Consider the following 16,194-nt stretch of genomic DNA (forward strand, 5'->3'; position numbering starts at 1 on the left):
TACAAAGTATGAGTTCTAGAGTGGGAGAATTGTAGAATGGGAAAGTGCTTAACTTTAAAATAAATATATCAAACCAAATTATAGATTTTGTTAATGAAAAATTGACCTATTTTCGGGAGTTTTTTGCTATTTTTGGGAAATTCAATTTTTTAAAATAAAACAATATTTATATGAAAAAATTAGTTCAATGGGCTTTTGTAGCCATCGCTTTTTCTGCGGTTACTTCTTGTGTAGCGGTAGTGGGAAATACAGCGCAACCTGTAGTCAATGTAGAATCTACAGATTATGGTAAACCTTCTGATGTTACTGCAAATGAAGGTGCTTTCAAAATAAAAACACTGAAACATAATTATGATGCTTTTTCAAAATATGTAGATGCGAAGACCATGTACATTCACTTTTCTAAGCATTATGTAGGTTATTTGAACAACTTAAATAAAGCGGTGGAAGGAAAACCACAAGCAAATATGACGATAGAAGAAGTTTTGAAAACGCTTGACACCAGCAATGCTGCGTTAAGAAATAATGCAGGAGGTTATTACAATCACAATTTGTATTTTGAATTAATGACACCAAATTCTATTGGAAAACCAAGCGGAAAATTAGCTGATGCTATCAATAGAGATTTTGGAAGTTTTGAAAATTTCAAAAAGCAGTTTTCTGACGCAGGAGCGAAACAATTTGGTTCTGGTTGGGCTTGGTTGGTTACAGATGCTTCAGGAAAGTTGAAAGTAGGAAGTACCGCAAATCAGGATAATCCTTTAATGCCGGGAATGTCTATTTCTGGAACTCCAGTTTTGGCAATGGACGTTTGGGAACACGCTTATTATTTAAAATATCAAAATAAAAGAGCAGATTATATAGAAGCTTTCTTTAATGTAATCGATTGGAATGTGGCTTCTGATTACTACGAAAAAGCAATGAAATAAAATTTAAAAAAAAGTTTATTTTTCTCGCTGATTTAACTGATTTGGCTGATTTTTATCTGCTTAATTTGCTAAATCAGCGAGATTTTTTTTTAGAATTATTTACCTTTACAGAAATTCAAAAAAATCAGCATGAAAAAATCATTTTCTTTGTTCTTTATTCTTTGCTCATTATTCTTTTTTAGCCAAATTTCAGAGCAGAAACTAGACGAACTCATCCAAAATACCATTAAAACTTTTGATGTTCCCGGAATGTCTGTTGGCGTGTTAAAAGACGGAAAAGTCATTTATTCTAAAGGCTTCGGAGTGCGTTCTCTTAACAATAATTTACCGATGACGCCAGAAACTTTGGTGGGAATTGCTTCTAATTCTAAAGGTTTTACTTGCACCGCTTTAGCGATTTTAGCAGACGAAGGAAAACTGAATTGGGACGATAAAGTGACCAAATTTTTACCAGATTTCAAAATGTATGACGATTATGTGACGCAAGAACTTACCATCAAAGATTTGGTGACGCATAGAGCTGGTTTAGGTCTTGGACAAGGAGATTTAATGTTTTTTCCAGAAGGTGGAACCATGACTACAGAGCAATTATTGCACAATGTTCGTTATTTGAAACCTGCGCATTCTTTCAGAAGTACAATGGATTATAACAATGTGATGTTTATTGTAGCAGGAGAAGTTATTCATAAAATTTCTGGAAAAACATGGGCTGAATTTATCGAAGAAAGAATTATGAAACCGGTAGGAATGACAGCAAGTTTCGGTTCTTATAACCGTGCAAAATCTATAGAAAATAAAATTGACGCTCATGCTCCAGTTAATGGAAAAGCAGTTGCAGTTCCTCACGATTGGAACGAAACGGCCAATGCAGCTGGTGGAATTTTGAGTAACATTACAGACATGACGACTTGGGCAAATTTCTTAATGAACGGTTTTGTAACCAAAGATGGAGTACGTTTGGTTTCTGAGAAAAACGCGAATCTTCTTTGGCAAATTCAACAACCGATTCCTATGGCTGCTAAAAATCCTTATGATACTAAATTTTACGGTTACGGTCTAGGTTGGTTTATTTCTGATGTAAAAGGTCACCGTCAGATTCAGCATACAGGTGGTTTAATCGGTACAGTTACGCAATTTACCTTAATTCCTGATTTGAATTTAGGAATTGTAGTGCTCACGAATCAACAACAAGGGGTGGCTTTTAACACGATTACCAATACGGTGAAAGATGTGTATTTAGGAATTGAAGACAGAAATTGGTTGAAAACCTACGCAGAAAGATATGCAAAAGGTAATGCTCAATATGACAAAGAAAAAGCCGAAACGTATGCAAAAGTTGCGGCTTACCAAAAAGGCAAAAGTGCAAAACTGGCACCTGAACAATTTGTAGGAACTTATAGAGATGCTTGGTTTGGTGATGTGGTAATTTCTAAAGAAAAGAAAGGTTTTAGAATTATTTGTAAATCTTCAGAACGATTAAAAGGCGAAGTTTTGCCTTATTCTAAAGATACTTTCGTAATCAAATGGGATGATAGAAGTTATGACGCAGATGCATTCTTCACGCTTATTTTTGACGAAAACGGAAAAGCAGTTTCTGCCAAAATGAAACCGATTTCAGATGTTACGGATTTCTCTTTTGATTTTGGAGATTTGGATTTGAAAAAAGTAGATTAGTTTTAAACCACAAAAGGCACAAAAGATTTTCTTTGTGTTTAAGAAATACAAAAGAGCAAAAAGTAAAAGACTTTTTGCTCTTTTTTTTTGCATTTGAATTGCTTATTTTTAAACTTTTCTTTTGTTTCTTTTGACTTCGTCGAATCTTCGATTTGCGGTAAAAACTATTTCAAATACAAGTCAAAATAATCCGTAACCTTTTGCATTAAATGTACTCTGTCTTTGCCTGAAACATTGTGAGGATGCCCAGGATAAACGAAATAATCTAACTGAACACCTTTGTCAACTGCAGATTTCAGGAATTTTACAGAATGTTGCCAAACCACTACATCATCTTGCGCACCATGAATCATGAGTAATTTTCCTTTCAAGTTTTGAACTTTGTCTAAAAGATTAGCTTTTGCGTAACCTTCAGGATTTTCTTTTGGCGTATCCATGTAACGTTCTGTGTACATAATTTCGTACATATTCCAGTCGATTACAGGTCCACCTGCAACTCCCGCTTTGAAAACTTCAGGATATTTCAGCATAAAACTTGTGGTCATAAATCCACCGAAACTCCAACCGTGAATTCCCATTTTTTCAGCATTTACAAAAGGCAAAGATTTTAAATATTCTACTCCTTGTAATTGGTCTTTCATTTCAGTTTCACCTAAATTTCTGAAAACTGCCTGCTCAAACTGTATTCCTCGGTTAGAAGAACCTCTTCCGTCCATCGTGAAGACAATGTAGCCATGTTGTGCCATATATTCGTACCAAAGATTTCCAGAAGCTGGGAAGTTATTGGTAACTAACTGTAAATGAGGTCCATTGTACAAATATACAATTACAGGATATTTTTTAGTTTTATCAAAATCAGTCGGCAAAATCAGTTTTCCATAGAGTGGCGTTCCGTCGTCTGCTTTCAGTGTGATATTCTGAATTTCAGGTCTTTGGAAGTTTTTCAGTGGGTTTTCTGCCGTTAAAATATTTTTGGTTTGAAGCGATTGCGTATTGATAATATTGGCAATTCTTGGAGTAGAAGCATTGGCAAAAACATCATATAAATGTGTTCCGTCTTTGCTCAAAATTCCGTTGTGAATTCCAGCGTCTTTGTCTAATCTGGTGATTTTAGTCGTTTGCCAATTTACTTTGTACAAATGTTTTTCAAGTGGCGTTTCTTTAGTGGAAGAGAAATAAATTTCTTTTTTCTTTTCGTTAAAACCTAAAATTTCGTTCACCAACCAATCTCCTTTTGTAATTTGTTTTACCAAACCTTTGTCGGTGTTGTACCAAAACAAATGATTATAACCCGTTCTTTGACTTTGCCAAATAAAATCTTTATTAGAACCAGGTAAAAAGGTCAATGGATGCTGTGGTTCTACATATTTTTCATCTTTTTCTTCGAAGAGTGTTTTAACTAAATTTCCTGTTTCGGCATCATATTGATTCAGTTTCATGTGGTTTTGAGCTCTATTAAGAACCGCAACGAAAATAGATTTAGAATCAGGGCTCCAAGTTACGCTGGTTAAATATTGCTCTTTGTCGCCTTCGATGTTTAAGAATTTTTTGGTTTGAGTTTTTACATCAAAAATTCCGATGGAAACTTCGTGAGATTTATTTCCAGCCATAGGATATTTGATATTATGGTTTTCTGCAGGAGTTACGCTCCAATCGATGATTGGGTAGTCAGTAACCATGCTTTGATCCATTCTGTAAAATGCAATTTTTTGAAAATTTGGCGCTGCAAAAATACCTCCATCGATTCCGAATTCATTTCGGTGAACCGATTGTCCGTTGATGATATTTTCGTTTTGGTCATCTGTGATTTTCAAAGTCTTTCCATTAATATTTACAAATAAATTATTTTTAATGGTGTAAATAATCGTTTGATTATCAGGGAGAAGTTGAGCGTTTTCTGCCTCTTCAGGAATAGATGCGAATTCTGTTTTTTGCCAAGAATTTCCCGTTTTTTGAAGCCAAAAATATTTTCCTTTTTGGGAGAAATAAGCTTTAGAATTGTTCAAAAATTTCAGTGGAGAAAAGGCTTTCAGTTTTTGGTCAGCACTCAAATTTTGATTTACTTGATACAAAGAAACCAAAGTATCTGACTTGTTGGTCGCAATATCTGTGATGAGATAAGCATTTTTAACCATTTGAAGATAAGATTTGCCATCATTGCTGAAAGAAAAATCTCTGATGTTTTTCACGGCAAGATTGGTTCTAAGTCCTAAAACAGCGTCGTTCATGGTAAATTGCTGCGTTTGCGAAAAACCACAAACCGAAGCCAAAACCAATGTTCCTAATATTTTTTTAAAGTTCATAGATGTTGAAGAATTTATTGTAAAAATATGATTTATAAATTAAGAAAAATTATAAATGTTCTTTGTATAAAATCGTGAGATTATCTTTTTCTGATTTTTTGTTCCATTGATATTGATGCGTCCAATACGCGATTTTGGTGGATAAAATTCCTAATCCCGCTCCGAAAATCACATCACTCCAATAATGTTTGTCGTGAGTAATCCTCAAAACGCCCACTCCAGTTGCTACAGAATATGCAACATACGGAACCCAACGGTAATTTTCGCCATATTCCATAGAAAGCATTGTGGCGCCAGCAAAAACATTCGCAGTATGTCCACTCGGAAAACCAAATTTATTGCTTCCGTCTGGACGAGGTTTTTTAATGGCTTTTTTCAAAAGATAAGTGCTCCCAAAAACTATAATTTCAGATTTTGTCAAAATAGCAGTTCTGTTCCAGAAGTCGGTTTTGGGTTTCATTCCTGCCCATTCAAAAGCGTAAAGTGAAACATGAGGCGCAAATTGAAGGTAATCTTCGGGATAACCTCCAAAAGCCAAGAAATTTTTGTTTTCTGTAACGCTGAAATCTCTATTTTCTGTAGTTAAAACGATTGTTCCTGCTGTCATTAAAGTAGCTGGAATAATGAGTTGCTTTGAAGTGAATTTTGGTTGTTCTGAAAAAACTAAACTGTCTTTCTTTTGCGAAAAAAGAAGATTTGTGGCTAATATGAAAAGGAAAATAACTTGTTTCATTTTTCTGTCGTTCCTACGGAACTTTTTTACATACTTTATAATTTTCTACAAACGTATCGTTCCTACGGAACTTATAATTATTTATGGGACAAAAATCCTAAAAAATGGTTTAATATTTTCAGACATTATACTTCATACTTCATACATCATACTTCTATCTTCTTCTTTTCCAAAAATTTATACGTTTCTATTTGACTGCGGAATGGTTTTTTGTTGTTTTTGACATATTTATTGGTCAAATCTTCATCTAGAAATCTGGCTTTTACGTTGCCTTTCAATTGAAGTTCTAATAAATCTTTTAGTTCTTTTTTGAGATTTTTTTGATTCACTTTTACGGCAGCTTCTATTCTGTAATCTAGGTTTCGCGTCATCCAATCCGCAGAAGAAAGATAGACATCTTCACTGCCTTTATTGTAAAAATACATCACCCTAGAATGTTCCAAATATTCGTCTACAATACTGATGGCGTGAATTTTTTTCTTGAACGTTTTCTGTTCTACAGCACAGAAAATTCCGCGAACAATCATTTTAATTTCCACACCAGCTTCCGCTGCTTCATAAAGTTTTTTAATCAAACCTTTATCAGAAAGTGAGTTTACTTTTATTATCATTTCGGCTTTTCTGCCTGCTTTTGCTTCTTCAATTTCTTTATCAATATGCCAAACAATTTTTTCTCGCATAAAATGTGGACAAACTAACAAATGATTGCAAGATTTCAATGCTAAAACGGGGTCTATTTTTGGTTTTCTGAACACATTGAAAACTTTATTAATGTCTGCCATAATTGCTCTGTTAGAAGTCATGAGCAAATGGTCTACATAAATTTTGGCTGTTTTTTCGTTGAGGTTTCCAGTGCTTACAAATCCGTATTGAATGGTCTTGTTATTCACTCTTTTTTTGATGACACAGAGTTTTGCGTGTACTTTTTTATTGGGCAATCCTACTAAAACTTTTACACCTTCTTCTTCTAGTCTTTCTTTCCATTCTAGGTTGTTTTCTTCATCAAATCTGGCGCGCAATTCTAGCATTACGGTGACTTCTTTTCCGTTTCTCACGGCATTAATCAATGCATTTACAATTTTGGAATTGCTGGCTAATCTATAAGCCGTGATTTGAATAGATTTTACATCAGGATCCATTGCAGCTTCTCTCAACAAGTCAATAACAGGTGTAAAAGTGTGATAAGGAAAGGTAAGAAGCACATCTTTTTTTACGATAACATCTGTAATTCTGCCTTCGTGGTCGAATTCTGGATGCGTAAAAGAACTTCTTTCTATTGGTTTTTCATAATTTTTAAAAACATCTGGAAAATCCATAAAATGTCTGAAATTATGAATTTTTTGACCCGGAATAATGCTGTCTCTTTTGGTAAGATTGAGTTTTTTGATGAGAAATTCCACCAAAGATTTGTCCATGTCTTTGTCAAAAACAAAACGGGTAGGTTTTCCTTTTCTTCTGGATTTGATGCCTTTTTCAATTTTTTCTACAAAGCTGGTTCTGATGTCATTATCAAGGTCAAATTCTGCATCTTTGGTCACCTTAAAAGAATTTGCTTTGAAATCATCATACCCGAAATAGGAGAAAATGTGCGGTAAATTGAAAGCGATGACGTCTTCTAGAAGCATTATGTCAGTTTCCTCAGGATTTTCGGTGGGCAAAATGACAAATCTTCCATTCGCTTTCGCTGGAACTTCTATAATGGCAAATTTAGTTTCGAATTTCCAATCTTTTCTGCGCATTGCAATGCCTAGATAAAGGCTTTTTTCTCGCAAATAGGGCAGTTGAACATGGTCGTGAAGCAGAATAGGAATGACGTTGCTTTCTACTTCTTCATCAAAATATTTTTTTACAAATTCCTTCTGTTTTTCGGTGAGTTTTTTGGGTGTTTTAATGAAAACTTTTTGCTCTGCCATTTCTTCTTGGATTTTGTCCCAAGTTTTTTCAAAATCTTCTTGTTGTTTGATGACAATTTTATTGATTTTGTCCAGAATTCTTTGAGGCTTGTCAAAAAACGTTTCTACTGCAAGTTTATCTTTCAGCTCTAGAGCTCGTTTTAGTCCTGCAACTCGCACTCGGAAAAATTCATCTAAATTATTAGAGAAAATTCCTAAAAATCTAATTCTCAGGTGTAATGGAACGGTTTCGTCCATCGCTTCTTGCAAAACTCTTGCATTAAAACCTAACCAGGTAATGTCTCTAGGATTGAATTGTGGCATATCTGTAAAAAGTTTTATCCAAATATAATGATAAACATGGGAATAGAGAAGTGAAATGGAGATTTTAAAAGATGACAGTTTTTAAGAAAATGTCAATTTGTCACAATTTTCTCAATGGTATAAAATTGGAGAAATCCAAGTCAAATTAGTTAAGTAAAAAATAAAATATAAATATTATGAGCAAAATTATCGGAATTGATTTAGGTACTACCAACTCTTGCGTTGCGGTAATGGAAGGTAAAGATCCTGTAGTTATCCCAAATGCAGAAGGTAAAAGAACCACACCATCTATTGTAGCATTTACAGAAGATGGAGAAAGAAAAGTAGGTGATCCTGCAAAAAGACAAGCAGTAACGAATCCTACTAAAACTGTTTATTCTATCAAGAGATTCATCGGAACACAGTTTACTAAAGATAAAGAAGAAATTTCTAGAGTTCCTTATGCTGTAGTAGCTGGACCAAATGATACTGTAAAAGTAAAAATAGACGATAGAGAATATACAGCACAAGAAATTTCTGCCATGATTCTTCAAAAAATGAAGAAAACGGCTGAAGATTTCCTTGGTCAAGAAGTAACCAGAGCAGTAATTACGGTTCCTGCATACTTTAACGATGCACAAAGACAAGCTACAAAAGAAGCTGGTGAAATTGCTGGTCTTAAAGTAGAAAGAATCATCAACGAACCTACTGCTGCAGCTTTAGCTTACGGTTTAGATAAAGTAGGTAAAAAAGACTTAAACGTAGTTGTTTTCGACTGTGGAGGTGGTACTCATGACGTTTCTGTACTAGAAATGTACGAAGTAGATGGTAACGCATCTTTCGAAGTAAAAGCTACTGATGGTGATACTCACCTTGGTGGTGACGACTTTGATAACGTAATCATCGATTGGATGGCAGATGAATTCAAATCTGAAGAAGGAGTAGATCTTAAATCTGATGCTATTGCACTTCAACGTTTAAAAGAAGCTGCTGAAAAAGCAAAAATTGAATTGTCTTCTTCTACTCAAACTGAAATCAACTTACCATATATCACGGCTACTGCAACTGGTCCTAAACACTTAGTGAAAACATTGACCAGAGCTAAATTTGAGCAATTGGCACATGATTTAATTCAAAGAACCATCGAACCATGTAAAACTGCTCTTAGAAATGCTGGAATGAGCACTTCTGATATTGACGAAATCATCTTAGTAGGAGGTTCTACCAGAATTCCTGCAGTCCAAGAAGCGGTAGAAAAATTCTTCGGAAAAGCGCCTTCAAAAGGGGTAAATCCAGACGAAGTAGTAGCAATTGGTGCTGCAATTCAAGGGGGAGTTTTAACGGGTGATGTAAAAGATGTTCTTTTATTAGATGTAACTCCGCTTTCTTTAGGAATTGAAACAATGGGTTCGGTTTTCACTAAATTAATTGAAGCGAATACTACCATTCCTACCAAAAAATCTGAAGTTTTCTCTACAGCAAGTGATAATCAGCCTGCGGTAACCATCAGAGTAGGACAAGGAGAAAGACCAATGTTTAATGACAACAAAGAAATTGGTAGATTTGATTTAGTAGATATTCCACCTGCACCAAGAGGAGTTCCACAAATTGAGGTAACTTTTGATATCGATGCAAACGGTATTCTACATGTTTCTGCTAAAGATAAAGGAACTGGTAAAGAGCAATCGATTAAAATCCAAGCATCTTCTGGACTTTCTGATGCAGAAATCGAAAGAATGAAAAAAGAAGCAGAAGAAAATGCAGCAGCAGATGCGAAGAGAAAAGAAGATGTAGAAACCATCAATAAAGCAGATGGAATGATTTTCCAAACAGAAAAACAATTAAAAGAATTTGGAGAAAAATTATCTGCAGATAAAAAAGCAGCAATCGAAGCAGCTCACACAGAATTGAAAGCTGCTTATGAAACCAAAGATGCAGATGCGATTAAACCTAAGTTAGAAGCATTAGACGCAGCTTGGATGGCCGCTTCAGAAGAATTGTACAAAGCAACTCAAGAAGCACAACCGCAACCTGAACAAACACAAGGTAACGCTGGCGAAAATGTACAAGATGCAGATTTCGAAGAAGTCAAGTAAGGACTGATTAAAATCAATTAAAATAAATGAGTAAATCGCTGTAAATGTAATATTTACGGCGATTTTTATTTTTAACAATTTTTGAAAAATGCTTGTTTTTAATCGTTTTTTATCATATTTTCGTACCATATTTGTACCGCGCTTAATAAGTAGATAATGTGCGTCTTAAAAAGGTTTATTATATCTTAATGAATCTTAAAAGGCGATAATATTAAAAAAAATTGTTTTATGGGCTTTAGTAAATTGAAAATCCCAAGAATTTGTGAATTTTGTGAAAATCCGTTTGAGGCAAAAACTGTTACTACGCGTTTCTGTTGTAAGGCTTGTGCTGACAAATCTGCAAAAAAACAAAAGCGATTAGCTAAAGAAATGGAAGCTAGACAAAATTTGTTGGAGATAGCAAAAGCTAAAATTATAGAAATTCAGGCTCGACCTTATATTTCGGTAAGTGAAGCCGCTCAACTATTTGGTATGTCAAAAGATACGGTTCATAGGTTAATAAAAAGCAAAAGGATTTCCGCATATAATTTTGGGCAGAGGCTTACACGTGTTAGCAAAACTGATTTAGAAGAAATGTTTAGTAAGGTTTTGGTCGTTAAATCCTCTGATAAAGAAGTAATCAAAAAAGATTATAAAATAGAAGATTGCTACACTTTATCAGAAGTTTCAAAAAAATTTAACGCTAATCCATCAACTGTTACTAGTGTTATTAGGAAAAACAATATTCCAAAAAAGAAAGTTGGGAGTTTTGTATATGTTCCTAAAAAACTAATTGATGAAATATTTGACGGCAAATGAAAGAACTTTTAAAAACTAAAGTCACCGTAAGGTTAAGAAAAGCAGAAAACCGAAAAGAATGGTACATCTATTTGGAGAGTTATCCTGTGATGATTTCGGGAAAGAAAAATCCACAAAGAATTCGTGAGTATCTAAACCGAAGTGTAACAACAGTAGAATTTGATAAGAAAAGACCTGCAAAAACTACTCAAAATTCAATTTCATATAAACCTAAAAGAGACGATAATGGCATCATAGTTTGCAAAAGTGAAAACGATAGAGAAACTATGTTTTATGCAGATTCAGTAAGGAAATTAAGACAAAAAGAATATGATAATATTGATCTCTACAGCGAATTAGATAGTATTCAAGCAGAACAAAAAGAAAAATCACAGGAAAATTTTGTTAAATATTTCGAAGCATTAATCAAAAGACGACACAAAAATAATTCTGAATCAATTAAGATAAATTGGGAAAGAGCAATTGACTTTTTAATTTATTATGAAGGTTCTGAAATCCCTTTTTCTAAAATTGATATTAAATTTTGTGAGAATTTTAAAACCTTTCTTTTGAATGCACCTCGCGGTGGAAATAAAAATGGGAAATTATCTCAAAATAGTGCATCAACTTATTTTTCTGTTTTTAAAGCTGCGTTGAAACAAGCTTTCATTGATGGTTATTTTACGACAGATATTGCTGCAAAAATAAAAGGAATTCCAAGTGAAGAATCAAGAAGAGAATATTTAACAATTGATGAACTGAATACTTTAGTTGCTACTCCTTGTGAAAATGATATTCTGAAGCGTGCCGCACTTTTTTCTGCATTAACAGGTTTGCGACATTCTGATATTCAAAAACTGAAGTGGAATGAAATAAGTTTAGATAACAATCAACCGAGAATTAATTTCACTCAAAAAAAGACAAAAGGTGTAGAATATATGCCGATCTCTCAACAGGCTTTAGAAATTTGCGGAGAACCAAAATCGCCAAATGATTTGGTTTTTGAAAATTTAACCAATCCAGCATGGATTAATCGACCATTAAAGACTTGGGTTGCAAAAGCAGGAATCAATAAAAACATCACTTTTCACTGCTTTCGTCACACTTTTGCTACTTTGCAACTTTCAAGCGGTACTGATATTTATACAGTGAGCAAAATGCTTGGTCATACGAATGTGAAGACTACACAAGTCTATGCAAAAGTGATTGATGAAAAGAAAAATAGAGCGGCGGAAGCGATACAATTAAAATCTTTAAAAAATCAATCTGAATGAAAATAAAGTACTTTGAATATATCGCTATTTGTTTGTCAGTTTTTCTAGCTTGCATATTCATAGGTAATGCTGCTAGAGAATATTCTATTAGAAATGGAGCAGATGAATTTACAATTAATTTGTTTTTCTGGGGAGGTATTGGTTTGGGTGTATTAATATTCGTATTTGTAATTTTATTTCTTGAACCAATAGTAAATTGGATAGTAAAACGTTTTTTAAACAATTCAAAATCCAAATTAGTTGAAGAACAAGAAGACGATTCAAAGAATATCCAAATAGTTAATTCTACGGAGAATTTTGAATTTAATGAAAAACACATGCAAAGTTTCCCAAATATTATCGAAGAAGAACCAGCTTTTGAAGTTGAAAAAAAAATATCCGAAACAATATTGGAAAATGAAGAACCTATTGAAATATCTGATATTGAAAAAATAAGAATTAAGGCAAAATCTGAAAGTGAAAAAATCGTACAGGAAAAGCTGGGTTTTATTGTTCAATACACTAAAGAAAAATTTGCACCATACTTTTCGGATGAAGAAATCAATAGATTTAGCATTTATTTAATAGAATTTTTGAAAGATAGTAAGATTGATACTATTACTCCAATAAGAGTGAATACTCTTAAAACGATTGATCTAATGCATTTCGGATGGAATGTGTGGCATCATTATAGAGGAAACAATCAGAGAAAAGATGTCGCTAAATTTTTGAAAATTGTTTTTTCTGAAAGTTTTAAAGAAATGGAAGAATCAACAATAGAAAAATTACTCTCTTCGAGAAAAGAGGAAGGATTAATAAAAATTGAAGATAACCTCCTTTAGTAAAGGAAAATACAATTAATATTGAGCAGAAAACCATTTATGTTATTAGTATGATTTAAACATTCTTTATCATACAAAAAACATACATATAACATAAATTATCATTGCACTATAACAATCATAAACGATAATTATGGACGTAAATGAAATTTCTTTTGAAAACCTGCCAAAAGCAGTTGCTCACTTAACGAATGAAATTGCCGAAATTAAATCTATGGTTCAGAATGCGAAAATTTCTGAACCTAAAGAAAAACGCATTCCTATAGGAATTGAAGATGTATGTAAGATAATAGGGAAAGCCAAACCTACAATTTATACTCTTGTAAGGCAAAGAAAAATTCCGTGTTACAAAAACGGTAAAAAACTCTATTTTTTTGAAGATGAACTTTTGGAATGGATTTCTAAAGGTAAAAAGAAAACCTTACTAGAAATAGAATCCGAAGCTCTGAAATATCATAACCGAAATAGATAAGGTTATGAACGAAGAAAAATTCTTGTATCAATCTGATACACCTTCCAAAACGATTTACGATCGAGCGATGAATTATTTAGACGAAAAATACAACATTCGTTTTAATACCATTGCTTTGGAGTTGGAAATTCAGTTGAAAGAGCAGGTTGGAACTTGGACTGTTCTCAACATCAATTCTTTATTGATTGAGTTAGCACAGTCTGGAATTGAAATTAATATGAATAAATTGGAAATTCTAGTTAGAAGCCATTTGATTCAGCAATACAATCCAATTCGTGAGTATTTTGAAAATTTAGAAACTTGGGATGGTATAGATTACATCAAGAAACTCTCTCAATATCTTAAAACCAATGATGATGAAGCATTTTGTTATCATTTTGAAAAATGGCTAACAAGAGCGGTATTATGTTCATTAAATAGAGGTTATGTCAATAAACAGTCATTGGTTTTAGCATCACATCAAAATTCGGGGAAGTCCTCTTTTTTACGATTTTTAATTCCTCCAAAATTAGAAAATTATTACACCGAAAATATCTCCATTGACAAAGATGGTATCATTTCCATTTGTAAAAATTTGATTTGTAACCTCGATGAATTGGCGGTTTTATCAAAGTCTGATGTCAATACTTTGAAATCTTTCATCTCCAAAAGCAGTGCAAATATTCGTTTGCCTTATGCACGAAAAGCCGAATTTTTAGAAAGAATATGCTCGTTTGTAGGTTCTACCAATCGGACTGATTTTCTTACCGATGAAACAGGAAGCATTAGATGGTTGATTTTTGAGGTGTATTCTTTTGATTTTGAATATTCCAAAGAAATTGATATGGATAAAGTCTGGTCTCAAGCTTACTACAATGCTTTTGAAAGGAAAAATTACAATCCCGAACTTACTGCTTCAGACATCGCCGAAAACGAAAAGCGAAACGAAAAATATGCACAAGTTTCAATGGAGCAAGAACTGATTTCAGCTCATTTTGAAAAATCTGAAAAAATGGAAGAATTTCTCACGGCAACCGATATTATGTTGGCGATGAATAATGCTTTAGGATTGCGATTGAATAATGTGAAAATCGGAAAAGCACTCACCAGTTTAAAATATCAAAGGATAAAACATCCTCAACTTCAAGTGTACGGTTATCTCATCAAAAGAAAATCTGAATAAACAAACTTACCAAAGTTACCAAGTTACCTTAAATCTTTAAATGATTTAATAATCAATGATTTATAAAGGTAATTCAATTTGAAAAATAAGTTACCTAAAGTTACCTTAATTAAAAATTTATGGTAAGAAGGTAAAAACAGGTAATTGTAAAAATTTGCTTTAAATTATTGTTAATCAATAAAAAGGTAATTAGGTAAGAGGAATTAAAAAAAACAAAGAAAACAAAAACATTAAAATGAACTGCAACCAATTCAACTCTATAAAGTTGGAAGAAGTCCTCGTTTCACTCGGACACCATCCAACAAAGCAAAATGAAAAAGAAGCTTGGTATCTCAATCCTTTTTCCACAGAAACCCAAGCCTCTTTTAAACTCAATAAAAGAAACAACGTTTGGTATCTCCATTCCGAAGGAATAGGCGGAAACAATGTCGATTTTATGAAAAAATATCTAAACGAATCAGTAAAAGAAGTTTTAGAATGGGCAGAAAAGCAAAATTTTTCTTCTTTTCAACATCAAAGTAATTCTAATCCTAAGCAAGAAACTCTAGCAAATAATTATACAATAGTTGAAGTTAAAGACATTCAACATCCAGCACTTTTGGAATATTTAAAAAGCCGAAAAGTAGAAAATCAAACCACATACTTAAAAGAGATACATTATCAAATCAACGATAAAAACTATTTCGGAATAGGCTTCAAAAATGATTCTGGAGGTTACGAAATTCGCAATAAATATTCAAAAATTTGTTTGGGCAAAAAAGATGTTTCGACGATAAAAAATGATTCAGAAAATTTGAAAATTTTCGAAGATTTTTTTGATTTTCTTTCCTTTAAAAATGTAGAAAATTTTTTAGAAAAAGAACCTTCTGATTATATCATTTTGAATTCCGTTTCGATGATTCAAAAAATTAAAAATGTAGTTCAAAATTATCAAAAAGTAGAACTGTATTTTGACAACGACAATGCAGGAAACCGAGCTGTCGAAATGATAAAGAATGAAGGAGAAAACATAGAAGACTGTCGGATTCTATACAAAAACCACAAAGACCTGAATGAGTTTTTAATGAGTTGGGAAATGCGTAAAAGAGATACAGGCAGAGAATATGAAGACCTGAATAAAATAAACACACGCAAAATTGGCAGATAGTTAGTGCAAAAAGTACCCAAAGTTTACAATAAGCGTAGCCGCTAATTGCAAAATTGGGATTTTTGATTTCTTCCTATCGTCAGAAATGTCTTGAAAAACCTTTTTAAAAACCAACTAAAATTCAAATAAAAACTAAATGCACACCAATATGGAAAAAGACTTTTTAGAAGAATTTGTCAAGAAAGCCTTAGAAGAAAATGAAAAGAAAGAGGATGGTGAAAAGAGAAAAAAACACTTTCAGGAAATCGGCAGAAAAGGAGGCTTAAAAAAGAAAACATCACAACAATTTTCAAAAGTTATCTCCGTAAGATTAACCGAAAAAGAGTTTGACGAAATAGAAAAACAAGCCTCAAAATATCACTTGAAAATATCAAAATATGTAAGGATGATTCTTACCGAAAAAGAATTAAAAATCAATGAATTTAAAACCGAAGAAGTGCTGCTTCAATATGGAAATCATTTCATCAGAATTAAAAATTTATTGAGACACAGAACATTTTCTGAATTTGAAAACAAGAAACAAATCCTCCATGAAATAGAAAATGTCACCAAACTGATTTATCAATATCTGTATGAAAAACAAGACAAGCAGAAACCCACATAACTGAAAT

Annotated in this window: 13 protein-coding genes; 10 read left to right on the forward strand and 3 right to left on the reverse strand. The window is 32.9% G+C overall.

Annotation, left to right across the window (positions count from 1 at the left end; all coding sequences use genetic code 11):
• Nucleotides 1–170 precede the first annotated feature (170 nt).
• Entirely contained in the window at nt 171–929 is a 759-nt protein-coding gene (locus KKQ79_RS00635; protein ID WP_213188526.1) for a superoxide dismutase, read from the forward strand.
• A 129-nt stretch (nt 930–1,058) separates the two neighbouring features.
• A complete protein-coding gene (locus KKQ79_RS00640) occupies nt 1,059–2,603 on the forward strand; it encodes a serine hydrolase (protein ID WP_213188527.1) in 1,545 nt (514 codons plus the stop codon).
• A 164-nt stretch (nt 2,604–2,767) separates the two neighbouring features.
• Here the strand turns inward: KKQ79_RS00640 and KKQ79_RS00645 are convergent, their stop codons facing one another.
• From KKQ79_RS00645 to ppk1, 3 genes are all read right to left on the reverse strand, one after another.
• On the reverse strand, nt 2,768–4,906 hold the full coding sequence (locus KKQ79_RS00645; RefSeq protein ID WP_213188528.1) for a S9 family peptidase: 2,139 nt from the start codon (nt 4,904–4,906) through the stop codon (nt 2,768–2,770).
• A 49-nt stretch (nt 4,907–4,955) separates the two neighbouring features.
• On the reverse strand, nt 4,956–5,639 hold the full coding sequence (locus KKQ79_RS00650) for a phosphatase PAP2 family protein (protein WP_213188529.1): 684 nt from the start codon (nt 5,637–5,639) through the stop codon (nt 4,956–4,958).
• 146 nt (nt 5,640–5,785) lie between these two features.
• Nucleotides 5,786–7,855, reverse strand: a complete 2,070-nt coding sequence (gene ppk1, locus KKQ79_RS00655) for a polyphosphate kinase 1 (protein WP_213188530.1) — start codon at nt 7,853–7,855, stop codon at nt 5,786–5,788.
• A gap of 176 nt (nt 7,856–8,031) precedes the next feature.
• Between ppk1 and dnaK the strand changes: the two genes are divergently transcribed.
• The 8 genes from dnaK to KKQ79_RS00695 all read left to right on the forward strand — a co-directional run bounded on the left by dnaK (nt 8,032) and on the right by KKQ79_RS00695 (nt 16,187).
• The gene (dnaK, locus tag KKQ79_RS00660; RefSeq protein ID WP_213188531.1) at nt 8,032–9,930 is read left to right on the forward strand and encodes a molecular chaperone DnaK; all 1,899 of its coding nucleotides are present in this window, start codon (nt 8,032–8,034) and stop codon (nt 9,928–9,930) included.
• Between the two features lie 228 nt (nt 9,931–10,158).
• Nucleotides 10,159–10,728: a helix-turn-helix domain-containing protein gene (locus KKQ79_RS00665; RefSeq protein ID WP_185286976.1), complete on the forward strand. Its 570-nt coding sequence runs from the start codon at nt 10,159–10,161 to the stop codon at nt 10,726–10,728.
• The gene (locus KKQ79_RS00670) at nt 10,725–11,981 is read left to right on the forward strand and encodes a site-specific integrase (RefSeq protein WP_213188532.1); all 1,257 of its coding nucleotides are present in this window, start codon (nt 10,725–10,727) and stop codon (nt 11,979–11,981) included. The genes KKQ79_RS00665 and KKQ79_RS00670 overlap by 4 nt, the downstream gene beginning before the upstream one ends.
• A complete protein-coding gene (locus KKQ79_RS00675) occupies nt 11,978–12,802 on the forward strand; it encodes a hypothetical protein (RefSeq protein WP_213188533.1) in 825 nt (274 codons plus the stop codon). Before KKQ79_RS00670 ends, KKQ79_RS00675 begins: the two co-directional genes overlap by 4 nt.
• Nucleotides 12,803–12,935: 133 nt before the next feature.
• Nucleotides 12,936–13,274: a helix-turn-helix domain-containing protein gene (locus tag KKQ79_RS00680; RefSeq protein ID WP_058877525.1), complete on the forward strand. Its 339-nt coding sequence runs from the start codon at nt 12,936–12,938 to the stop codon at nt 13,272–13,274.
• A 4-nt stretch (nt 13,275–13,278) separates the two neighbouring features.
• Nucleotides 13,279–14,436: a VapE domain-containing protein gene (locus KKQ79_RS00685; RefSeq protein ID WP_213188534.1), complete on the forward strand. Its 1,158-nt coding sequence runs from the start codon at nt 13,279–13,281 to the stop codon at nt 14,434–14,436.
• Between the two features lie 235 nt (nt 14,437–14,671).
• The gene (locus KKQ79_RS00690) at nt 14,672–15,583 is read left to right on the forward strand and encodes a toprim domain-containing protein (RefSeq protein ID WP_213188535.1); all 912 of its coding nucleotides are present in this window, start codon (nt 14,672–14,674) and stop codon (nt 15,581–15,583) included.
• A 136-nt stretch (nt 15,584–15,719) separates the two neighbouring features.
• Nucleotides 15,720–16,187: a plasmid mobilization protein gene (locus KKQ79_RS00695; protein ID WP_250131158.1), complete on the forward strand. Its 468-nt coding sequence runs from the start codon at nt 15,720–15,722 to the stop codon at nt 16,185–16,187.
• Nucleotides 16,188–16,194: the final 7 nt, after the last annotated feature.

This window comes from Cloacibacterium caeni, assembly GCF_907163125.1.
GTDB lineage: Bacteria > Bacteroidota > Bacteroidia > Flavobacteriales > Weeksellaceae > Cloacibacterium > Cloacibacterium caeni_B.